Annotated in this window: 21 protein-coding genes; 2 read left to right on the top strand and 19 right to left on the bottom strand. The window is 49.8% G+C overall.

The window, feature by feature from the left end:
* Positions 1-4 precede the first annotated feature (4 nt).
* The 7 genes from AC1DF0_RS13520 to AC1DF0_RS13490 all read right to left on the bottom strand — a co-directional run bounded on the left by AC1DF0_RS13520 (position 5) and on the right by AC1DF0_RS13490 (position 6,542).
* A complete protein-coding gene (locus AC1DF0_RS13520; RefSeq protein ID WP_477574340.1) occupies positions 5-931 on the bottom strand; it encodes a polysaccharide deacetylase family protein in 927 nt (308 codons plus the stop codon).
* 34 nt (positions 932-965) lie between these two features.
* Entirely contained in the window at positions 966-1,961 is a 996-nt protein-coding gene (locus AC1DF0_RS13515; protein ID WP_477574339.1) for a phosphotransferase, read from the bottom strand.
* A gap of 46 nt (positions 1,962-2,007) precedes the next feature.
* Entirely contained in the window at positions 2,008-2,694 is a 687-nt protein-coding gene (locus AC1DF0_RS13510) for an MOSC domain-containing protein (protein ID WP_442049735.1), read from the bottom strand.
* A gap of 231 nt (positions 2,695-2,925) precedes the next feature.
* Complete coding sequence (locus tag AC1DF0_RS13505; RefSeq protein ID WP_477574338.1) at positions 2,926-4,542, bottom strand: amino acid permease; 1,617 nt, start codon at positions 4,540-4,542, stop codon at positions 2,926-2,928.
* Between the two features lie 137 nt (positions 4,543-4,679).
* Positions 4,680-5,291, bottom strand: a complete 612-nt coding sequence (locus AC1DF0_RS13500; RefSeq protein ID WP_442049737.1) for a DUF3298 and DUF4163 domain-containing protein — start codon at positions 5,289-5,291, stop codon at positions 4,680-4,682.
* Between the two features lie 16 nt (positions 5,292-5,307).
* Positions 5,308-5,820, bottom strand: coding sequence for a GNAT family N-acetyltransferase (locus AC1DF0_RS13495; RefSeq protein WP_442049738.1), 513 nt, complete (start codon positions 5,818-5,820; stop codon positions 5,308-5,310).
* The gene (locus tag AC1DF0_RS13490; protein ID WP_442049739.1) at positions 5,817-6,542 is read right to left on the bottom strand and encodes a phosphonate ABC transporter ATP-binding protein; all 726 of its coding nucleotides are present in this window, start codon (positions 6,540-6,542) and stop codon (positions 5,817-5,819) included. The genes AC1DF0_RS13495 and AC1DF0_RS13490 overlap by 4 nt, the downstream gene beginning before the upstream one ends.
* Positions 6,543-6,702: 160 nt before the next feature.
* Here AC1DF0_RS13490 and AC1DF0_RS13485 point away from each other — a divergent pair, with 160 nt between their 5' ends.
* Positions 6,703-6,927, top strand: a complete 225-nt coding sequence (locus AC1DF0_RS13485; RefSeq protein ID WP_337101377.1) for a hypothetical protein — start codon at positions 6,703-6,705, stop codon at positions 6,925-6,927.
* A 68-nt stretch (positions 6,928-6,995) separates the two neighbouring features.
* Here the strand turns inward: AC1DF0_RS13485 and AC1DF0_RS13480 are convergent, their stop codons facing one another.
* Positions 6,996-7,133 (bottom strand): hypothetical protein, encoded by a 138-nt coding sequence (locus tag AC1DF0_RS13480; protein ID WP_337101378.1) that lies wholly within the window; start codon positions 7,131-7,133, stop codon positions 6,996-6,998.
* A gap of 155 nt (positions 7,134-7,288) precedes the next feature.
* Between AC1DF0_RS13480 and AC1DF0_RS13475 the strand changes: the two genes are divergently transcribed.
* Positions 7,289-8,023 carry an HAD family hydrolase gene (locus AC1DF0_RS13475; RefSeq protein WP_442049740.1) on the top strand — a complete coding sequence of 245 codons (735 nt, stop codon included), beginning with the start codon at positions 7,289-7,291 and terminating at the stop codon, positions 8,021-8,023.
* Positions 8,024-8,089: 66 nt separating this feature from the next.
* Here the strand turns inward: AC1DF0_RS13475 and AC1DF0_RS13470 are convergent, their stop codons facing one another.
* From AC1DF0_RS13470 to pdhA, 11 genes are all read right to left on the bottom strand, one after another.
* A complete protein-coding gene (locus AC1DF0_RS13470) occupies positions 8,090-10,375 on the bottom strand; it encodes a type IA DNA topoisomerase (protein ID WP_477574337.1) in 2,286 nt (761 codons plus the stop codon).
* 172 nt (positions 10,376-10,547) lie between these two features.
* A complete protein-coding gene (locus AC1DF0_RS13465; protein WP_477574336.1) occupies positions 10,548-11,669 on the bottom strand; it encodes a hypothetical protein in 1,122 nt (373 codons plus the stop codon).
* A 50-nt stretch (positions 11,670-11,719) separates the two neighbouring features.
* Positions 11,720-12,040 (bottom strand): hypothetical protein, encoded by a 321-nt coding sequence (locus AC1DF0_RS13460; RefSeq protein ID WP_477574335.1) that lies wholly within the window; start codon positions 12,038-12,040, stop codon positions 11,720-11,722.
* Between the two features lie 107 nt (positions 12,041-12,147).
* Positions 12,148-13,635 carry a glutamate synthase subunit beta gene (locus tag AC1DF0_RS13455; RefSeq protein ID WP_477574334.1) on the bottom strand — a complete coding sequence of 496 codons (1,488 nt, stop codon included), beginning with the start codon at positions 13,633-13,635 and terminating at the stop codon, positions 12,148-12,150.
* 228 nt (positions 13,636-13,863) lie between these two features.
* Positions 13,864-14,352: a dihydrofolate reductase gene (locus AC1DF0_RS13450; RefSeq protein WP_442049745.1), complete on the bottom strand. Its 489-nt coding sequence runs from the start codon at positions 14,350-14,352 to the stop codon at positions 13,864-13,866.
* A gap of 51 nt (positions 14,353-14,403) precedes the next feature.
* Positions 14,404-15,360 (bottom strand): thymidylate synthase, encoded by a 957-nt coding sequence (locus AC1DF0_RS13445; protein ID WP_477574333.1) that lies wholly within the window; start codon positions 15,358-15,360, stop codon positions 14,404-14,406.
* A gap of 53 nt (positions 15,361-15,413) precedes the next feature.
* A complete protein-coding gene (locus AC1DF0_RS13440; protein ID WP_442049747.1) occupies positions 15,414-15,857 on the bottom strand; it encodes an acyl-CoA thioesterase in 444 nt (147 codons plus the stop codon).
* Positions 15,858-16,016: 159 nt separating this feature from the next.
* Positions 16,017-17,432, bottom strand: a complete 1,416-nt coding sequence (gene lpdA / locus AC1DF0_RS13435) for a dihydrolipoyl dehydrogenase (RefSeq protein ID WP_477574332.1) — start codon at positions 17,430-17,432, stop codon at positions 16,017-16,019.
* Between the two features lie 3 nt (positions 17,433-17,435).
* Positions 17,436-18,758, bottom strand: a complete 1,323-nt coding sequence (locus AC1DF0_RS13430; protein ID WP_477574331.1) for a dihydrolipoamide acetyltransferase family protein — start codon at positions 18,756-18,758, stop codon at positions 17,436-17,438.
* A gap of 58 nt (positions 18,759-18,816) precedes the next feature.
* Positions 18,817-19,794 carry an alpha-ketoacid dehydrogenase subunit beta gene (locus AC1DF0_RS13425; protein WP_442049750.1) on the bottom strand — a complete coding sequence of 326 codons (978 nt, stop codon included), beginning with the start codon at positions 19,792-19,794 and terminating at the stop codon, positions 18,817-18,819.
* Between the two features lie 20 nt (positions 19,795-19,814).
* Entirely contained in the window at positions 19,815-20,882 is a 1,068-nt protein-coding gene (pdhA, locus tag AC1DF0_RS13420; protein ID WP_442049751.1) for a pyruvate dehydrogenase (acetyl-transferring) E1 component subunit alpha, read from the bottom strand.
* Between the last annotated feature and the right edge of the window lie 275 nt (positions 20,883-21,157).

The following is a 21,157-nucleotide window of genomic DNA, read 5'->3' as shown; positions in this document are numbered from 1 at the left end:
CTTCTTATTGGCTAGCCTGATCGGCTAGTTTTTGTTGCAGCTCTTGCAGCTGGCTCCAGCGGATCATCTTGATTCCTTCGGTTTCTAACGTACGCAATATATCTGGATCGCGGAATAATTCCAGCTCCATCCCGCGTTTCTCAGCTTGAAAGTGATAGGCCCGCAGCTCATCAGTCACGACGGATGGATGTATAATGACCTCGCTTACGCCAGGACGCAGCCCTCGCAGCAAGCCGATCATATTCGCTTTAAAGCTTTCATACGTCTCGCCTTCTTGCAATTGGAATGGCAGCCCAAGCAAATAATCAAGCACGACTACGCCCTTCGATGCTGCATAATCGGCAAGCTGCTTCGCTTGCTCCGCCATCTCGGGAGGCGCCACCTGACCATCTTCCTGCAGCAGATAACGTGGCAAGCGGAACGGCAAACCGTATGCAGCGCATACATCGAATACAATTGGCAAAAAGTTGCGTCCGATTGTCAGCCCATAGAGGCTGCCCATATGATTGTCGGCATGTGTCGGCTTAACGCCGAGCTGCAGAGCCATCTCCACTTGTGCGATCAGTTCCGCTCTTACTTGCTCCTCATCGGCTTGTTGCTCGAATGTCTTGCAGTCCGGCGGAAAGTAGCCTTCATTCGTAACGAGCGAAGAGCTGTCGCCATTGCGATTCACAGGACCCCAACGATAAGCATCCCACTCGCTTGTGAACGTAAAGTGGATACCTACATTGAGCTCCGGATGCGAAGCGCTCCATAAAGCCGCTTCACGCGCCCAAGCGCAAGGAAGCATTAACGTTGCCGAGCTGATGGCGCCTTCCTCCAGCAATTGCTGGATGCCGACATTAACGGAATGACAAGAACCGAAGTCATCCCCGTTCACGATTAGAAGCCGATCCTCTTCCTTATATCCGAGGGCTTTCGCCAAGTTCATGTTGCATACCATCCTCTCTGAAAGTATTGAATCTTTATGGCTGAAGCTGATGAAGCAGCTCATTACAATTAAGTTCTACCCACTCGCAGCCATAAGCAGATTGATCGATAATGCCACACAGCACATCGTCCGCATCCAGTCCATCCTTGAACCTTATTGCGAAATGCAGCGCAACGTCGAGCAGCCTAAGTTTAATAATCGCCGGCAGCAGCTCCAGCTCTCGAGCCGACAGCTCTATGATCTCGGAATAACCCGCAAATAGCCGCTTAATCCGATCGAGTACATCCTCCCGCCCCGGTCTGATCATATCGACAGCTGTTACCGCCAGCTCCATCGCCCGTACATCTACGGTGCAGAACTCGAAGTCCAGCACTCCTGATATCCTCTCATTTCGGACTACAGTATTATTGAAAACGAGATCGCCATGGATCCACTGCTTTGGCAGCTTCGCGACGCGTTCGCTTAACGGTTTCAGCTTCTGCCGTTCTGACATGAGAGCGATCATCCTATTACGCCTTGCAATCAGCTCGTCAGACCGATCACTTAACGAAATGAAGCTCTCTTCGTCCATTGCCGCATATGTTTCTTCGAGCAAATAATAGGGACTGTAGATGGGCGGTTTCGAAGGTTGCGCATCCTTTAACGCAACGGTCAATTCACCCGCAGCTCGACCTAGCAAGAACACATGATGGTTCTCCTCAGCATCCGTTCGATCTCCTTCGATGAAACGGAATAACGAAGCGATCGTTTCGTCACCAGCCCTTGTTACGGTCGAACCAAGCTTATTGCGAATGGGCAGCGGCACTTGAAAAGGCAGCGCTTTCGTATTAAGCCACGCCAGCAGCTCATGCTCGAGCGCAACAATGTCGATGTCCTTATGATTATTATAAATCCGCAGAACGAATCGTTCGGTGCCCGCCGTTACCATCCGAGTTGTATTATTCATGCCGCTTTCCTTATGCTCGATGCGCCAATCGTCTTTGAACGAATATTGATCCAAAAATAGCGCAAAATCTATGTTGTCCTTCACTGCCGGTTGTCCTCCTTAAAGCTAAGCAACGATTCTTGTAATGCGTTTAAGCTTCCTGCTGTTCAAGCCGCCGCAGCCGCTTGCCAAGCTGCTCCTGCCAGCTAATCGAGAGCTCTTCTACCGATAAAAGCTCGCGCAAACCTGCCGCATCCTCCTTGTCGATATACATGAGCCGGTTCGCTTCGGCAATCGATTTGGCTGCCGGATGGCGCCCAATGCGATTAAGCTCCAAGCCTGTCTTCAGCATACCTTCCTTAATCACGCGAAAATAAAACCCGGTGTATCCGCTGAGCTGAACGTCCTGCGGGAGCTCCTGCAATTCATGTCGCAAGCCAAGCTTATAGCATGGCTGCCTAGGCTGGCTGACTTGTACGATAACATCGCCAATCTGCACGATATCACCAATACATAAGTCATGCTCCGTCCACTCTGACACCGTTAAGTTCTCCCCGAACGCACCGGCTTCGAATGAACGATTGTATTTATCCGACCAATGCGGCAAATGCCTCTCGAAATAAACACAAATAGCTTTGTCGCGCCCGCCGTGATGAACGGTATCTCCCTGACCGTCCCCCTCCAAACCGGTATACGACAAAGCATGCGCTTGTTCCGATGCTTGCTTCACAATTCCTGATACAACTTCTTTCGTGCCATGAGCCATCGCAACCGGCATGCCGACATTAAGCGATACGACTTTCGGCAACGGCAACGATACAACCGGTTCCACCGACATGATCTGCTTCCTCCCACAAGTTGATTGCTATAGTCCTATTATAATCGGGGAAGGGAGAAGATGGCAAAGATAACATCCTTCAATTCATTTACGGCATTAATAATTAATGTTGTAACCCATGTCGAATATAGGCGGAAACGCGATCGGAACTCGATGTCGAATTCATTAATTTTGTGTAGCTTCATGCGCTTCCCCGGGAAATTTTTATCTTCAACAATCATTATTTCCCCGTTATTGCAGTGGAAACTTTTTCTCCATCCGTAACAGCTCCTTGCGGCTTCGCTTGGCGCGGCTTTGCATACTGACGAGGCGACGTTTCTCATATCTGAAATCCATTATCGTTGCCGCCAGCAGAACAAGCGCTGCTCCGATTGCTCCCCAGCGATGGAGATAACCTGCTGCAAGCGCCGCGGAGACGACAAGCCATATAACCGCAATCCAGCTAACTACCCGGCTMCATCGTCCCAGATGCCATGGCGCGCGTTGCTCCGCCTGCAGCTGATTATTCTGCTGCAGCTTCATCGCGATTGGAATGGCGTAGGAAGTATGTATGCAAATGACGCTGAAGGAAACTAGCAGCATAACATAACCAGTTGATGTAATTAATTGTGCGGCAGCGAGAATGACAACCGCCATACTAGCGCTTAACCAGACCGTGCTAGCGGGTGTTTGATGACGCTCGGATACTTTCGTCCACCATTTGCTTAACGGGAGCGCTTCGTCCCTTGCCAAGCTTAACAGCGCTCTCGAGCAAACCGTCAAAGTCTGCAGTCCGCTCACCCACAACGACAGCAGAACTATCGCACCAATGATCCATGCGCCTCCCCAACCAGCAAGAGCGCTATTGATGAACAAACCTGCACCCGCATTGCCTTCAGCCGTATAGGTCAAAGTCAATGTCATAAAGGCTAGCATCGCGAACCCGACGATATAGGTGTATGCAGTGGACAAATAAATAGCCCAAGGCACTTTCACGCGAGGCTCAATCGTCTCCTCCGCTCCTTGGCTCGCCGCATCCATTCCGATGAACAGCTTCTGCAGCAGCAAGGTACCGCCGATGAACGCGCTGGCGTTCACCGTTCCGCTCAGTTGCGCATTATGGAACTGGAACAATTCAATCKGCGAATAGCTGCCAGGCCAGAACAGCCAAACGAGTCCGCCGACGATTAGCGCGGCAGCAATCATTTGAAGCCACACACCGCCTGCCAATATGTATTTAAGCCCGCGCGTTCCCCAGTGGTTGGCGGCCGCTTGCGCAATCGTAAGTGTCACGACCATAGTCCAAAATGTGAGGAGCGATGGATCATAGTGAAGTCTGGCCGATAGGAAGGCATCCAGCAATCCGGCACAAGCCGCATTAAGCAGCGTTAAAGTTGCAAGCTGTCCTGCGGCATGAAAGGCGCCTGTCCGCCAGCCCCACTTGCGGCCGCCCATGGCCGTAGCCCAATGGTAGACCCCGCCGGCTGTTGGCACCGCTGATGCCAGCTCCGCTAGCGAGGCGCTGACCAATAGCGCCAATAAGGCCAAGATCGGAAAGCCGAAACCGATAACCGATGGTCCGCCTTCCTTTAATGCCGGTCCATACAGGAATGCCGCCCCGCCGACTAATGCCATCACGTTGAATGACAGGCCGAAGATGGACATCCCGCCCAGATGCCTGCGAAGCTGCTGAGCGATGCCGAAACGATGCAATTCATGCTTATCCTGCAGCAATTGGGTCGAAGCCCCGTAGCTGATCATGCTCTGATAACCGGAATTTTTCACGCTTGTTTGCGCTTTGAGCGCACCTGCTAGAATCGCCGCGAATACCGCCGCTGCTAACAGCAACCCAATTAGTGCAACTACCAAAACGAACACCTCCATACTTTAATGTATGAGCGGCAATCCTCGGACATGCTCTATTGGACCACCAATTGAATAGCTACCGCAGAATAGGAAAGAGCCGCATCTATAGGGATGCGGCTGCGGTATGATCTCGTAATCGTTTAATCATTCGGAACCATTTGTCCAAGCGGACCATCTTCATTGATAATGTCCTCGATATCGTACACCGATATCGGAAAATAAGGAAAGCCGAACACATATGGCGTTAATTCATAGATTTGGAAGTAGATGACGAGCGAACGATCGGCGATATAGAAATCTTGATCAGGACGAATCGACTTGAACGGTTCAATCGGAGCGATGTCCCTCTCCTTGATTTGCGCCGCGATAATCTCGTTCAATCGTGACACATAGTCGCTTCCAGGCTTAAACAGTTGAGCGAGTGTATACGTTTCGCCAGTCGATTGCTTGAACGTTAGCGAATCCTGCAACGTCAGACCGTGTGCTCCGCCCGTATAAGCGTAGTTATATAGCGATAAGCTCAGCACGTCTTTCTCGTTCGTCTTCTGTTCATAATAACCGATCATTTCGGCGTTCGGGTCTTGAAGCGAACCTTGGCTGTCGACTAACTTCTGAGCGCTTTTCTTGATTGCGTCATTGATTCGTTTGTCAGCCGCCGAGCTGACGCCTCCGGATATATGCGGCACCGCAAGGTCCGCTTTGTGAAAATGAGCCTTGGCGGTCTGCACCACGACGGGTGATTGGAATGCCATCCTTAAGAACACCTTCCTATTCGGTAAGATGCTCCATTGTATGCAGGTCTAGGCTCATCTCATACCATACGATGCCTCCATGATTGGAAGCCGATCGCCCGTGAAGAGCGAAGCCTTCCTGTTCGTAGAAGCCGATCAGATGCTCTTCGCACATGAGGACGATGGAACGCAGCTCATCGCTGCGGCACTGGCCAATAAGCTTCCGAAGCAGCATGCCTCCTATACCTTGCCTGCGATAATTCGTATCGACTGCTACGGTGAGTACGCAGAAGCTATGACCTGCCGGATCATCGCCATGCGCACCTTTCATCTCATCGCCGCACTCCTCTTGTGAAGTTCGAACTCCGTTCGCGATGCCTACGAGCTTCCCGTCCGCCCAAGCGGACCAGAAATAAGCAGGATATACGCGATTCCGATGCTGAAATCCTTCGAATGTTGCTGCAGCCTCAGGCGTATAGCAGCTCCGCTCCAGCGTAATCGCTGCAGCCATTTCCTCTTCGGCTATGACGCGCAGTTGAATCTCCGTCACAGCAACTGCTTCTCTCTTTCCGTGAGCCTGCGGCCCTTCACATCAAGCACGATCTTGCCGGCATTCAAGCCGATTATCCGGTCCGCGAACCGCTCTGCCCAATCTCCCTGATGAAGAACAGCAATAACGATGACGCCTTGATCGCGACAAAGCGCTTTCAAATCGGAAAGAACTTGATCGGCCGTGTGCGGGTCTAATCCGGATACAGGCTCGTCCGCCGCGATTACCTTCGCGCCATGGACAAGCGCTCTTGCAACGGCCATACGCTGGCGCTCGCCGCCGCTTAACGTACTCGCCTTCTGATGCGCCTTATCAATGAGACCGCGCTTCTCGATCATATCCATCGCGCCCATATAGTCGTCATTGCGGACCATTCCCGTCCAACGGCGCCAAGCAGGCGTCTGAGAGACCGATCCGATAATAACGTTCTTAAGCCCTGTCTTGGAAGGGAACAAGAACGGCTTCTCTTCGAGGTAGGCAACCTGCTGCCGTACTTTGCGCTTCGCCATGATCCCTTGCTTGAACACGTCGGCCCCGTCGAAATAATACGTGCCTTCCGTCCAATTCTCTTGTAGCGACAAGCACTTAAGCAGCATGGACTTGCCGCTGCCGCTGCTTCCTTTGATCGCTATAAATTCACCTGGGTGCGCCTCGAAGCTTACTTGATCAAGCACCTTCGGTCCGCCAGGAATTTGTTTCGTCAAACGCTGAATTCTTATCATTGCTCGCGCTCCTTCTGCTTGCGACAGTCTTATCTATAAATCTAGTTTACGGGAAACAAAAAATAGTTTCCATACGAACAAATGTTTGGTATAATGAAAACAAGAACAAATGTTCTTAATTGCGTATAAATTACAAATCATTTAAGGAGGATCGATCATCATGAAAAAACTTTGCGAAAATTACCGTTATGTAGAGAAAGGACGCCCTTATCGCGACCTAACCTTTAAGTTCTACCCGGACGGGCGGCTTGTCATTATAGACAATAACGCAGAGGAGGTGATCGCTCCGAGAGACTTGAAGGGTGACAGCCTAGACTTTTATGTACGTCGAAGAATCGATTTCATTAAGAATCAGCTTGCTGCCTCGCAGCTCAAATACGCTTAATTTCTAATCTATAGAACGCGGATGGAGAGGTGCTTAACCTCTCCTTTTCGCGAAACCTTCTATCCCCGTTAAGGCAACTGTTTATTAATCCCGTTCAAGCTCGGCGGCCTCTTTGCGAACTTCTCCGATTTCAGCGTTATCGATTGCTCGCGGAAGCTGGAATGATTTTGCTGATTCTTCGTTTTGCTGCTTTTGTTGAATGGCATGCTTATCACCTCCAGTATCATTATGCGAATATAGCTGGATATTTATGTGAAATCATAACCCTCCCATAAATAAACATCGTTACATTGACTCTGCGTCTTCATTGCGGTAGATTGTTCATACAGCAGCCAATCGCCCTACAAAGGAGACGCTCCCTATGAAGCAACAAATTATGTTCGACCTGGACGATACGCTTATTCACTGCAACAAATATTTTTATCTCGTTGTCGATCAATTCGTCGATGCGATGACTACATGGTTCCAAGGCTTCCCTGACATTACAGCCGATGCCATTCGAGACAAGCAGACCGAGATTGATATTGCCGGCGTTGCGGTGTTCGGCTTCAAGAGCGAGCATTTTCCGCAGTCGTTCGTTGACACCTATGTTCATTTCTGTAACTTGAGCGGACGCAGACGCTCCAAGTCAGAAGAGGACTTGCTATGGAAGCTCGGATTAAGCGTGTATGAGCATGACAATGAGCCTTATCCGAACATGGAGCAGACGCTGTATGAGCTGGCTAATACCGGCCATGAGCTACACTTATATACTGGCGGCGAGATGCTAATCCAGCGGCGCAAGATCGAGAAGCTGCAGTTGGAGCGCTATTTCGATTCGCGCATCTATATTCGTCGATTGAAGAATAGTGAAGCGCTGGAGACCATATTGTCTGAAGGTCCCTTCGACCGCAAACGAACATGGATGGTCGGCAATTCGATTCGCACGGACGTTGTGCCTGCCTTGACTGCAGGTATCCATGCCATCCATATGAAAGCCAAGTCGGAATGGCAATATAACGTCATCAATATAGACGTCGAACCGAAAGGCGCTTTCTTCACGCTCGATCAGCTTAAGGACGTGCCGGATACGATTCATCGCTACATTGGACGGTAGACTGTAGATACGAAGAGGCCGTATGATTAGGTGTTTTCCTCCTAACCATACGGCCTCTATTGTGTCTTATTCGATTGCTAATTCTCCGGTCGATTCATTTCTTAATACGATTCGGCCCTCCGTCTGGGTTCCATCCGCAAGGGTCACCTTTAGCTTCGTCGTCTTGCCTTTCTCAATCAATGACTTCACTTGACCGTCGGTTAAGCTTCGACCGTAGCTTTCCTTCCAAATAACGAACTTGCAGCCTTCCTTATAATGCGAGCAGCCGTAGCCCTTCCGCCCCATGAAGATCGACCCTCCGCATCCGGCACTTGGACATACACCGATTACAGACGGCTCAGAAGCCGCAGATGGGGATTGAACGGCAACACCGCCCTTTGATCCGGATGAGGACTTCGCACTCGCTGAACGAGCGCGTGAACCGCCTAAAGCGGATGCAGACTGTTCTCCTCCGGACTTGCCTTTGCTTCTTGTAGTTTTGCTTTGAGCAGGAGCTTCGCTTTCGAACGAGTTTTTATTCGCCCGCGACTGTACGCGCACTTTATCGACAATCATCGTAGCGAACTTCTTAACATTGTCCATAAACTGCTGATCCGAAGCTGAGCCTCTAGCGATCTCATTCAGACGACGCTCCCACATCCCGGTCATTTCCGGTGAAGTTAGCAGTTCGATACCGGCACCGCGTATTAATTCAATGGCCGTACGGCCCTTTTGTGTAATAAGGATCTTTTTGCCTTGCATTTCGACATAACCGACATTTTTGAGTCGCTCGATTGTAGCCGCGCGTGTAGCCGGCGTGCCTAGACCCGAGTCCTTCATCGCATCTCGTACATCATCGTCCTCGATCTGCTTGCCGGCGCTCTCCATCGCTTTCAGCAGCGTACCCTCCGTATAATGCTTAGGAGGCTGCGTATCCTTTTCCTTCACAATGGCGTCGGCGCAAGTGACACCTTCGTTCGCTAATATCGAGAACGGCTCGCTGACCTCGATTTCTTCGTCCTCGGCTTCTTCCTTGTCTTTACCCTTCGTCGTCTTAGGCTTGTCCTTCTTCTGATCGGCGTAGATCACTTTCCAGCCTAAGCTGAGCAGCTCTTTCACTGTCGTCTTGAAGTTCTCGTCTTCAACCTCTGTAATGACCGTATGCACCTTATATTCAGCTGCAGGATAGAATTGCGACAGAAACCGGCGCACGATCAAATCATACAACTTCTGCTCATCCGGGTTCAATCCGTTTGCCTTGCGGTAAGTCGGCAATATGGCATGATGGTCTTCCACTTTGCTCGGATTGCAGATGAATTTATTCCCTTTATGGACGAGACCGCGATTTGCGCCTTTCACGAATTCATCGTAAGCCGTCCCTTGCAGCGCGTTCAACGTTTTATGCATTTCCGGAATGTTCTGCTCGGTCACATAGTTGGAGTTCGTCCTCGGGTAAGAGATCACTTTATGTTTCTCATACAGAGCCTGAGCGACGTCGAGCGTCTTCTTTGCCGAGAATCCGTATTTGCCATTGGCTTCACGCTGGAGCAGCGTCAAGTCGTACAGCTTGTTCGGGTATTCCTTCGTATCCTTTACCTCATAGGAAGCAATCCGCCCAGGCTTATCCTTCACCTTGGCAGCTAAAGCGTCAGCCTTCTCCTTATCGGTCATTCGCTCGCCCTGCCACATGCCGCGATACGTCATTTCGCCTTGGGCGAAGTGCCCCTCTAATTCGAAAAACTTTAGCGATGAGAATGCCTCAATCAGCTTCTGCCGATCATAGATCAGAGCAAGCACCGGAGTCTGTACGCGTCCGACGGACAGCAGCACATTATGTTTTGTCGTGAATGCCCTTGAGCCGTTCATGCCTATCAGCCAGTCCGCTTCGCTTCGAGCCGTAGCCGCCTTCGTCAGGTTTTCGTATTCAGAGCCCTCGCGCAGCTCCTCGAATCCCTTCCTGATTGTCTCAGGCGTCAAGTCCGATATCCAAAGCCGTTTTACCGGCTGCGAGAGCTTCAGATGCCGCTGAATGAGCGAGAAGATGTATTGACCTTCCCGCCCTGCATCGCATGAGTTAACAAGTCTATCACTGCGCTTCGCCAGATCGGCGATCACCTTGAGCTGGTCCATCGTTTTCCGGTTCGGTATGAGCTTGAACTTGTCCGGTATTATAGGCAGATCATTAATATTCCATTTTTTATACCGATCGTCATAGGCGTCAGGCTCGGCAAGCCCGATCAGATGGCCGATCGCCCACGTAATAATATAATGCTCTCCTTCTATGTAGGAACGGTGATTTTTCGCCTTCGGATCTATTGCGGCCGCTATATTTCTTCCCATATCGGGTTTTTCCGCAATAATTAATGTCTTCAATACAGAATCGCTCCTTCATTACGTTCATTCTTTTACCTATTTTACAGATAATCGTCGGCTCTCGCCATCACTTTGCGACCTATTCTCAAGAAAAAAACCTGATCGGATCATCATCCGAATCAGGTTCATTCCTGAATAACATGTTATAAAATCCTATAATAGCTAGTATTTTTTAGTCTTCGACATAAGCGGTAATCGTTCCGAATATCGATCGAACGCCATCCGACCAACGCGGATCCTCGGCATATTTGCGGTTAATCCAAGAGAATGCATCGGCATCCGCCGGTCTATCCTTGCTTAGGTTAAAGATCGTTCTAGCCGCAATTTCTGCTGAATCATGGATCGTCGTATTGTACTCTTTCCAGCTATGGAACACATTGAAAGGATTGTTCGCTATCTCGTCAGCTAGCTTATTCGTCTTAGGAACGAAGCCCTGCTCCTGCCCTGTTATGGCGAACAGCAGGATCGGATGAATATCGAATGCATGAGCGGCATCAATAATCGCATCGAAGTAAGGCTGCTCCGCAAGTACGGATGATTTTGTCTCTAAGTAGCGAATAAGCATATCCTCATTAATCGGCGTATAACGAAGCTCCATCGGCAGCCCGCCTGCGGCCATCTCGACTTTCTGTACGGAATTCGTCGCAACCGGCGGCAGCATCTGACCAACTGACGGCCTTGACAATGACCAAGCGTACAATACGGACGTTACAGCTAAAATGATACAAAGCGATAAATACATCAGATTGCGTCGTTCAATCCGTTTCTTGATCAGCTCGAACGCTGAACTCGGAAGCGAGATCACCTCAGCCGGTTCAATCGTCTCCGCAATTTGATGCTGCCTCAACGAATGCGTGGCAAGTTCGGCCCTTAACTGAGTCCATAAGCTGTCTGCGTGCGTATCGCTCTCCATGCTTGGATGAGCAAGCTTGTCCAACACACGCCCCATTACTTCCGAATCGCATTGAACGTTCAATTGATGCTCTATCCACTCGTGGAATGGCCCCGCTATGGCGGCAACGTTGCGATCCAATGCCAAGCAAGCGTCGAAAATATCATCTGCCTTAACCGGTCGTCCCTGTTCCATAACGGCGCTTCGAATCAACTCGGAAGTAATCAATCGTTTGACCGACTCTTCGAATGCAGGCAACTGCTTATGTATGATACGAGTAACGGCATCAGCAACGATCTCCGCCCGTTGCTCCTGCGGCATTGAAGAATACTTATGTTGAACATAGCTGCGAATGTTTCTAACATCAGTCGGAGAAACAACCAAAGCTTCCTCGGCCGGCATCGTTAATCGCTCCTTCGCATCAACTCATACCGATTTTACCACAACTTTCCTTACGATGGGGAGCTTAGTTTTTGAATGAGCCCTTGAATATCCGTGCGGTTTACAAAATTCGTTATTTGCTCCTTCTCCCCTACCGTGAATTGATATTCACAGTCGCAGCCTTMGTCTTGCGGTACGATCTGCGCAATAGCACCGCTATGCGTGCAGATAACCAGTGCTGTGAAATCGATCAGATCATCAGGAATAGGTGTAGTAGCTTCAAGCTCGAAGCGAAGCGTAATATCGATCCACTGATCATCCCGGCGTTCAATCATCGGCTTAATCGTATGAAAACGCAGCTCCGTCACTCGATCCAATCCATACTTAATCACATTAATTACCCCGCAATCTAACTTAATTGGCATGTCCAGCTGTTGCCCTGCAAGAGAAAAAGCGCCCGAAGGCGCTTATCTGTATACATGATATCACAAGCCTCTTATTAAGGAAGCATCGATGATCCCATCAAATATTTGTCAACCTCGCGAGCCGCTTCGCGACCCTCGTTGATTGCCCATACGACCAAGCTTTGGCCGCGGCGCATATCGCCGGCTGCGAACACTTTGTCCACATTTGTTTTGTATTTGCCGTAAGTTGCTTTCACATTCGTGCGACGGTCTTGCTCAACGCCGAGCTGCTCGATTACCGGCTTCTCTGGACCTTCGAAGCCGACTGCGATGAATACGAGATCAGCAGGCCATACTTTCTCGGTGCCAGGTATTTCGCTATATATTTTGCGGCCAGTCTCATCAACCGTACGCTCGATTTGAACCGTGTGAAGTTCTTTCAATTGGCCATTCTCGTCGCCAACGAATTTTTTCGTCAAGACGGAGAATGCGCGCGGATCTTCGCCGAACAACGCTTTCGCTTCCTCATGCGCGTAATCAAGCGTATAGACGTTCGGGAATTGCGGCCAAGGGTTATTGATCTGATCACGCTCAAGCGGAGCTTTCGCATGCGTGCCGAATTGCGTTACTGACTTGCAGCCGTGGCGAAGAGCTGTTGCTACGCAGTCTGAACCCGTGTCGCCGCCGCCAATGACGATAACGTCCTTGTCTTTGGCCGAAATGTAGTTGCCATCTTCCAGGTTCGAATCCAAGTAGCTCTTGATCGTGCCGTTCAAATAGTCCATTGCCATATGAACGCCGTTCAAATCGCGGCCTTCGATCTCAACGTCGCGAGCGCGAGTCGATCCGCCGCACAATACGACAGCATCAAAGTTCTCCACAAGCTCGTTGGCGGTAATATCTTTGCCGATCTCCGTGTTCGTTACGAATTCAACGCCTTCCGCTTCCATCAAATCAACGCGGCGTTGAACGACATGTTTCTCAAGCTTCATGGTAGGAATACCGTAAGTGAGCAATCCGCCGATGCGGTCTGCGCGCTCGTATACCGTTACGGTGTGACCCGCTTTGTTCAATTGTGCGGCAGTCGCCATACCGGCAGGGCCGGAACCAACGACAGCTACGCGTTTGCCCGTACGCATCTTCGGAGGCTGCGGTACGACCCAGCCTTCTTCGAAGCCGCGGTCAATGATAGCTTGTTCGATCGTCTTAATCGTTACAGCGTCGCCAATAAGGCCGACTGTACAGGAACCTTCGCAAGGCGCTGGACATACGCGGCCTGTGAACTCGGGGAAATTGTTCGTTTTATGCAGGCGGTCAAGCGCTTCACGCCATAGGCCACGATAAATGAGGTTATTCCATTCTGGAATGAGATTGTTAACCGGACAGCCCGATACGGAGCCCGCCAGTTCCATTCCCGTATGGCAATAAGGCGTGCCGCAATCCATGCAGCGCGAGCCTTGCGTCTTCAACTGCTCATCCGAGAAATGCTTATGAAATTCCTGCCAATCCTTGATGCGCTCCAGCGGGTCGCGATCGGCCGGCAATTCGCGTTGATATTCCATAAAACCAGTAGGTGTAGACATGATCGCATTTCCTCCATCCAAATTTCCGTTTACCATCTTAACAATTCTCTTTAAAACTATATCGGGAAATAATCAAATATTCAACTACAAACTTTTTAGTGTGCTTATATACTATTGTAAAACATCCTAGCATTTCTGTCACAAGGACGTTAATGGATTATACGCACAATCATTTGCACTATCTTACATAACGTTCGTAAAAAGTATACGTGATCCCGATAAAAATTGCTACTGCTTACGTAAATAAGTACAAAATGTGAAGTTATACGTATTGTGCTCATCCTTCTGTTTATGTTCGCCTTTGGTCATTTGCCACTCTGTTTCATCGAACGACGGGAAGTAAGCATCGGCTCCTTCGATGTCAGCTTCGACGTCCGTTAGTAGCAGCTTGTCCGCAAATGGAAGGAACTGCTCATAAATATCGGCACCGCCCATAACCATCAACTCATCGCCACGATATTTCTCAAGCGCTTCCTCGACGGAATGAACAATCTCGCAGCCTTCCTGCATATAATCGGCTTGCCTAGTCAAAATAACGTTTTTGCGGTTCTTAAGCGGTTTGCCAATCGAATCAAACGTTTTTCTGCCCATAAGTACGGTCTTGCCCGTTGTGTTGGCTGTAAAATAAGCCATCTCTGCCTTCAAGCGCCACGGCATGCGATTTTCAATGCCGATCGCACGATTGCGGTCCATGGCAGCAATTAAAGTTATAGACATCGAAGCTGCCCCTCTCTAATGAAATACGCGATCGTCTTCCTTATTAAAGCACTAGACGGCTACTGGAGCCTTAATCGTCGTGTGCGGATTGTACCCTTCTACCTTTAAGTCGGAGACTTCGAAATCAAATATCGATTTTTTGTCCGTATTCAGTATAAGCTTCGGAAGCTCTCGTGGCTCGCGGCTTAGCTGCAGTTCGATCTGCTCGATATGATTGCTGTAAATATGCGCATCGCCGAGCGTATGAATGAAATCTCCGACCTCAAGGCCGCATTCATGCGCAATCATATGGGTCAACAGCGCGTAGCTGGCGATATTGAACGGAATGCCAAGAAAAATATCCGCGCTTCGTTGGTACAGCTGGCAAGACAGCTTGCCGTCAGCTACATAGAATTGGAACATCGTGTGGCATGGCGGCAAAGCCATTGTCGGGATATCCTCCGGATTCCAAGCCGATACGATTAGCCTTCTGGAATCGGGATTGCGCTTGATCGTATCGATGACATCCTTCAACTGATCAATCGTCTCGCCCTGTGTTGTCTTCCATTGCCGCCATTGCTTGCCGTATACATCACCGAGTTCGCCGAATTCAGCAGCGAATGTTTCGTCTTCAAGCACATTGCGCTTGAAGATATCCATCTGCTCCGTATACAACATATGAAACGCTTCGTCCGTCTGCGAGCGCAAGCCGAAGTTCGTCATATCAGGTCCAATATAAGCGCTGCTCTCTATCCATCTCTTGAACGCCCATTCGTTCCAAATATTATTGTTGTTCTGAAGCAAATAACGGATGTTCGTATCACCCTTTATAAACCATAAAAGCTCGCTCGCGATTAAGCGGAACGGAACTCGTTTTGTCGTTATTAGCGGAAAGCCTTCACGTAAGTCAAAACGCATCTGATAACCGAAAGTCGAAATCGTGCCCGTTCCCGTGCGGTCTTCCTTCTTCGTGCCGCTGGAAAGAACATCCCTTAGCAGCGTCAGATAGGCTTGCTCGTTGTTGCTCATTTCGATTCGCCCCCTCTTCTCAACCCAACTGCAAAATATCATATATTATATCATTAATTGCGATCTCTGTCCTGCTTTCGTTTACGCCGCAACTGATGACGCTCTGGCGCAGAAGCATGAAGGCTAAGCTCCTCCTCAGACTCCGGAATGACAGCTGGAACGGGCGATGGTTTTCCATCTGGCCCAAGCGCAACAAAGTTGAAAAATGCGGTAACCGTCTTCCTACGCTCACCCGTATACAAATTTTCTGACTCCACAGTAACGTATATTTCCATCGAGCTGCGATGCGTCCATGTTACGAATGCTTCAACCTCTATGACCTCTCCAACCCGAATCGGCGCCAAAAAATCGAGACTATCCGTCGAAGCAGTTACTACCTGCTTGCGCGCATGGCGCATGGCGGATATCGCTGCAACCTTATCCATATATTCCATCAGCTTGCCGCCAAACATCGTCTCATGATGGTTCGTATCAAGCGGGAATATGAGCTGTGTCATGATGGTTCGCGATTCACTTGCCTTCCTAGTAGCCGGTTCCACAAACGATCCCATCCCTTCTGGCACTCGTATTGGCCTTGTAAAGCACAAAGAGGCCCCGACGGCAGAAGCTGCCGCGTGACCTCTATTATTACGAATAAGCAACGATTATATAGCTTATTATTTGATGAACGTATGGATCGGGTGACCAAGCGCCACTTCAGCAGCGTCAAGGACGATCTCGCCAAGCGTTGGATGCGCGTGAATCGTAAGCGCGATATCTTCAAGTGTAGCACCCATCTCGATGCCCAGAGCAAGCTCTGCGATCATGTTGGAAGCTTCAATACCGATAATTTGTGCGCCAAGAACAAGGCCGGAGTCCGCATCGGATACGAGCTTCACGAAACCTTCGTTAGCGTTAAGCGACATAGCGCGGCCATTGATAGCGAACGGGAATTTGCCCACTTTAACGTTATGGCCTTTGTCCTTCGCTTCTTTCTCGCTAAGTCCAACGCTTGCGCATTCTGGATCGGAGAAGCAAACAGCAGGTACGCATTTGTAATCGATGACGCTAGGCAGACCCGAGATCGCTTCAGCTGCGACGCGGCCTTCGTACATCGCTTTGTGAGCAAGTGCAGGTCCAGCGATAATATCGCCGATTGCGTAGATGTGCGGAATGCTCGTACGGCATTGTGCATCAACCTCGACAAGACCGCGATCGGACATCTTCATGTTGATCAGATCAAGACCAAGCTCGCCATCCGTGTTTGGACGACGGCCAACGGTTACGAGCAAGTAATCAGCTGTTACTTTCTCTTCTTTGTCGCCTACCGTGTAAGTGACTGTAACGTCTTTGTCTGTTTGTTCTGCGCTCTTCGCTTGTGCGCCGGTAACGATGTCGACATTCGTGCTCTTCAGCTTCTTCGCAACGATCGAGAACATATCTTTGTCGAAGCCAGGAAGGATCGCGTCAGAGCCTTCGATAACCGTAACTTTCGTGCCGAACTTGGAGTACATTTGGCCAAGCTCGATACCGATGTAGCCGCCGCCGATAACGACAAGGCTCTTCGGAATTTCTGGCAAGGACAATGCGCCTGTCGACGATACGATACGGCCGCTGAACGGGAATGCTTTCAGCTCGATCGGACGTGAACCAGTAGCGATGATGCAGTTCTTGAAACGGTAGCGCGGCGCTTCTTGATCGTTGAAGACGCGAGCTTCGTTTTCGTTGATGAACATCACTTCGCCTTGGAAATATTGAACTTTGTTCGCTTTAAGAAGCGATGCAACGCCGCCCGTCAATTTTTTGACGATGCCGTTTTTGAATTCTTGCACTTTAGTGAAGTCAACCTTCGCCTCGCCTACTTCGATACCGAAAGCGGAAGCGTGGCTGATCGACTCATATTGATGCGACGCGGAAATGAGCGCCTTCGACGGAATACAGCCTACATTCAAGCATACGCCGCCTACATATTCTTTATCCACGATTAAGACGTTTTGGCCTAGCTGAGCGGCACGAATTGCCGCTACATAACCGCCAGGACCTGCGCCGATGACTAGAGTGTCAATATCTAGGGAAGCATCTCCAACTACCATGTCTTATACCTCCATAATGAACAGTTCAGGTTGGCCCAGAAGCTGTTTGATGTAGTTCATAAAGTTTTGTGCGGTTGCGCCGTCGATGAGACGGTGGTCGAAGCTAAGCGACAATGCCATAACTGGAGCCGCTACGATCTCGCCGTTACGTACTACCGGTTTCTCGGAGATACGGCCCGTGCCAAGAATCGCAACTTCAGGGAAGTTGATTACCGGCGTGAAGAACATGCCGCCAGCCGAACCGATGTTCGAAATCGAAATGGTGCTGCCTCTAAGCTCGTTCGCGCTAAGCTTGCCGTCACGGCCGCGAACAGCCAAGTCACGAATAGCGTCAGCTACCATGAAAATATTTTTGCGGTCCGCGTCTTCGATAACAGGAACGATCAAGCCGTTGTCTGTATCTGTTGCGATACCGATGTTGTAGTACTTGCGCAGAACGATTTCTTGATTAGCTTCGTCAAGCGTAGCGTTCATAATCGGGAACTGGCGGCATGCTGCCACAAGCGCCTTCACGATGAACGGCAAGTACGTAAGCTTCGAACCTTTTTTCTCTGCATATGGCTTGTATTTTGCACGAAGCGCAACAAGCTCGGTTACGTCTACTTCATCCATGATTGTAACGTGAGGTGCTGTATATACCGATTTAACCATCGCGTTCGCGATCGCTTTGCGAATGCCTTTGAACGGTACGCGCTCTTCTGGACGGTAAGCTGTACCGGAAGCAACTGGAGCTGCTTTCGCTTCGCTCTTAGGTGCTGCTTGTTCAGCAGGTGCCGCTGCATCAGCAGTTACTGCTGCAGGAGCTGCCGCTGCGCCGCCGAATCCAGTAACGTCATCACGCGTGATACGTCCGTTTTTGCCAGAGCCGTTTACTTGTGTCAAGTCAACGCCTTGCTCACGAGCGAACTTGCGTACGCTAGGTGTTGCAAGTACAAGTCCGCCAGTCGCTTTAGGCGCTTCAGCGGATGGAGCAGCAACAGGAGCCGCTTGTACGGCTGGCGTAGGTGCAGCTGCAGGAGCTGCCGCTGGCGCCGCTTCTGCCTTAGGCGCTTCTGCTGCAGGAGCTGCTTGCTCAGGCAAGTCGCCTTCCGCGTCAATAATCGCAACAACCTCGCCAACATGGCATACTTGGCCGTCCTTCATACGAACTTCCACTACTTTGCCGTTAACCGGACAAGGCACTTCTACGATCGCCTTGTCGTTTTGGACTTCCATAATAATATCATCGTCAGTTACCGTGTCTCCGACCTTGATATGCACTTTAACGATTTCGCCCTCGTGCAATCCTTCGCCGAGCTCTGGGAAACGATATTCAAATTTAGCCACCGATCGCATCCTCCTCAATGTCAAACTCACTATGCAAGCAAGCTATATTTTACAAGTTCTAAAAGTTCAGCACTTTCTGAACGGCCGCTACGATGCGTCCCGTCGTTGGAAGCCAAGTGTCCTCGATTTGTGCGAACGGATAAACGGTATCCGGTCCTGCAACGCGAAGCACTGGCGCTTCCAGGTGCAAAATCGCTTTTTCATTGATTTGCGCAATAATCTCAGCAGCAGCGCCAGAAGTTTTCTGTGCTTCTTGTACAACGATTGCACGGTTCGTCTTCTGAATCGATGCAACGATTGTATCGATATCAAGCGGAAGCAGCGTGCGAAGATCGATAACCTCTGCCTTCACGCCTGTTTTCTCAAGCTCTTCGGCCGCTTTAACAGCTGTATGAACCATCATGCCGTAAGAAATGATCGTTACGTCGCTGCCTTCGCGTACAACGTTCGCTTTGCCGATCTCGACCGTGTATTCGCCCTCTGGAACTTCCGCTTTGAACGCACGGTACAAATTAAGATGCTCCATGAAAAATACCGGATCATTGTCGCGAATAGCCGCGATCATAAGGCCCTTCGCATCATAAGGGTTCGAAGGGATAACAACTTTGATGCCCGGCGTTTGAATCGCTAGACCTTCAAGGGAGTCGGTATGCAGCTCAGCCGCTTTAACGCCGCCGCCGAATGGCGTACGGAATACGATTGGCGAGTTGTAACGGCCGCCCGAACGGTAACGCATGCGAGCCGCTTGAATGAACATTTGATCGAGCGCTTCATAGATGAAGCCTACGAATTGAATTTCGGCGATTGGACGGAATCCTTGGATACCCATACCGACTGCCATACCTGCGATTGCGGATTCCGCGAGCGGCGTATCGAACACGCGATCTTCTCCGAATTCTTCCTGCAGTCCTTCCGTTACGCGGAATACACCGCCGACCTTACCAGCGTCCTCGCCAAAGATGAGAACGTTCGAATCACGTTTTAATTCTGTGCGCATCGCGTCGCGAATCGCTTCCAACATATTCATTTGAGCCATGGTCGTCTGATCCTCCTCTTCTATTGAAAATCGGCTTTTTGCTCTTCAAGATGCTGCGGCGTCGTTTCGAACATCGAATCGATGAGGCCTGGAACAGTCATTTTTTCAACTGCTTCCGCTTTCTTGATATGCTCGTTAACCGTTGCTTTCGCTTCTTCTTTTACGCGAGTTGTATCTTCTTCCGTCCAAAGGCCTTTTTTCTCCAAATATTTACCGAAGCGCACAAGCGGATCTTTTAGTGCCCACTCAGCTTCCTCATCCTTCGTACGGTACTTCGTCGCGTCATCCGCCAAGGAGTGCGGACGGAAACGGTACGTCAACATTTCGATTAAAGTAGCGCCTTCGCCATTGCGTCCGCGTTCAGCAGCTTCTCTAACCGCTTTGATTACGGCAAGAACGTCCATGCCGTCTACTTGCACGCCTTTGATACCGGCTGCAACCGCTTTGTGTGCAACCGACAATGCTGCCGTCTGCTTAGCGAAAGGTGTCGTAATCGCGTAACCGTTGTTTTGAACGACATAGATCGCAGGAAGCTTGTAAATACCGGCAAAGTTAAGACCTTCGTAGAAGTCGCCTTCCGACGAACCGCCGTCGCCTGTATACGTAATCGCTACGCGTTTCTCGTTCTTTTTCTTAAACGCCATTGCAACGCCAGTCGCGTGCAAAATTTGTGCGCCGATAATGATTTGCGGCATAAGAACATGCACGTCTTGCGGAATTTGTCCGCCGTGCTGATGTCCGCGGGAATATAAGAATGCTTGGTACAATGGCAAACCATGCCATACCAATTGCGGCATATCGCGGTAGCCTGGGCAAATGAAATCGTCTTTATTAAGTGCATACTCACTGCCGATCATCGAAGCTTCTTGTCCGGATACCGGAGCGTAGAAACCAAGTCTGCCTTGACGGCCTAGGTTGACGGCGCGCTCATCCCAAGTACGGGTAAATACCATGCGGTACATAATTTCTTTAAGCTGCTCATCCGTCAGGTCAGGAAGCAAGCTTTCGTCGATAACTTCTCCTTCGAGTGACAGCACGGATAGCGGCGTTACCGGTTCCGTTTGAACTTCGTATGGCAATTTGCTCATTTTGAACGCTCACCTCAATTGAAATATTTGAAAATCGTTTACCTCTGTTATAGAATTATTATAAACCTGTTTAACGAAAATGGTCAAAGCAAAAAACAAAAAAACCGTTGTTTTTTCGCTAATTATCATCATTCTGTTAAGAAATTGTATATGCTACAGATAATAATTTGGACTGTAACAGAATAATACAACAGAACGGGAATAGACGATTCACCTATGTTTACCTTACTATTGTTTACCCACATCGGCTGCATTCCATTCAAACGGTGAAACTG

This window comes from Paenibacillus sp. 05T425, assembly GCF_056396205.1.
The sequence above is the reverse complement of the archived record's forward strand: the minus strand, read 5'-3'. Positions and strand labels throughout refer to the sequence as shown.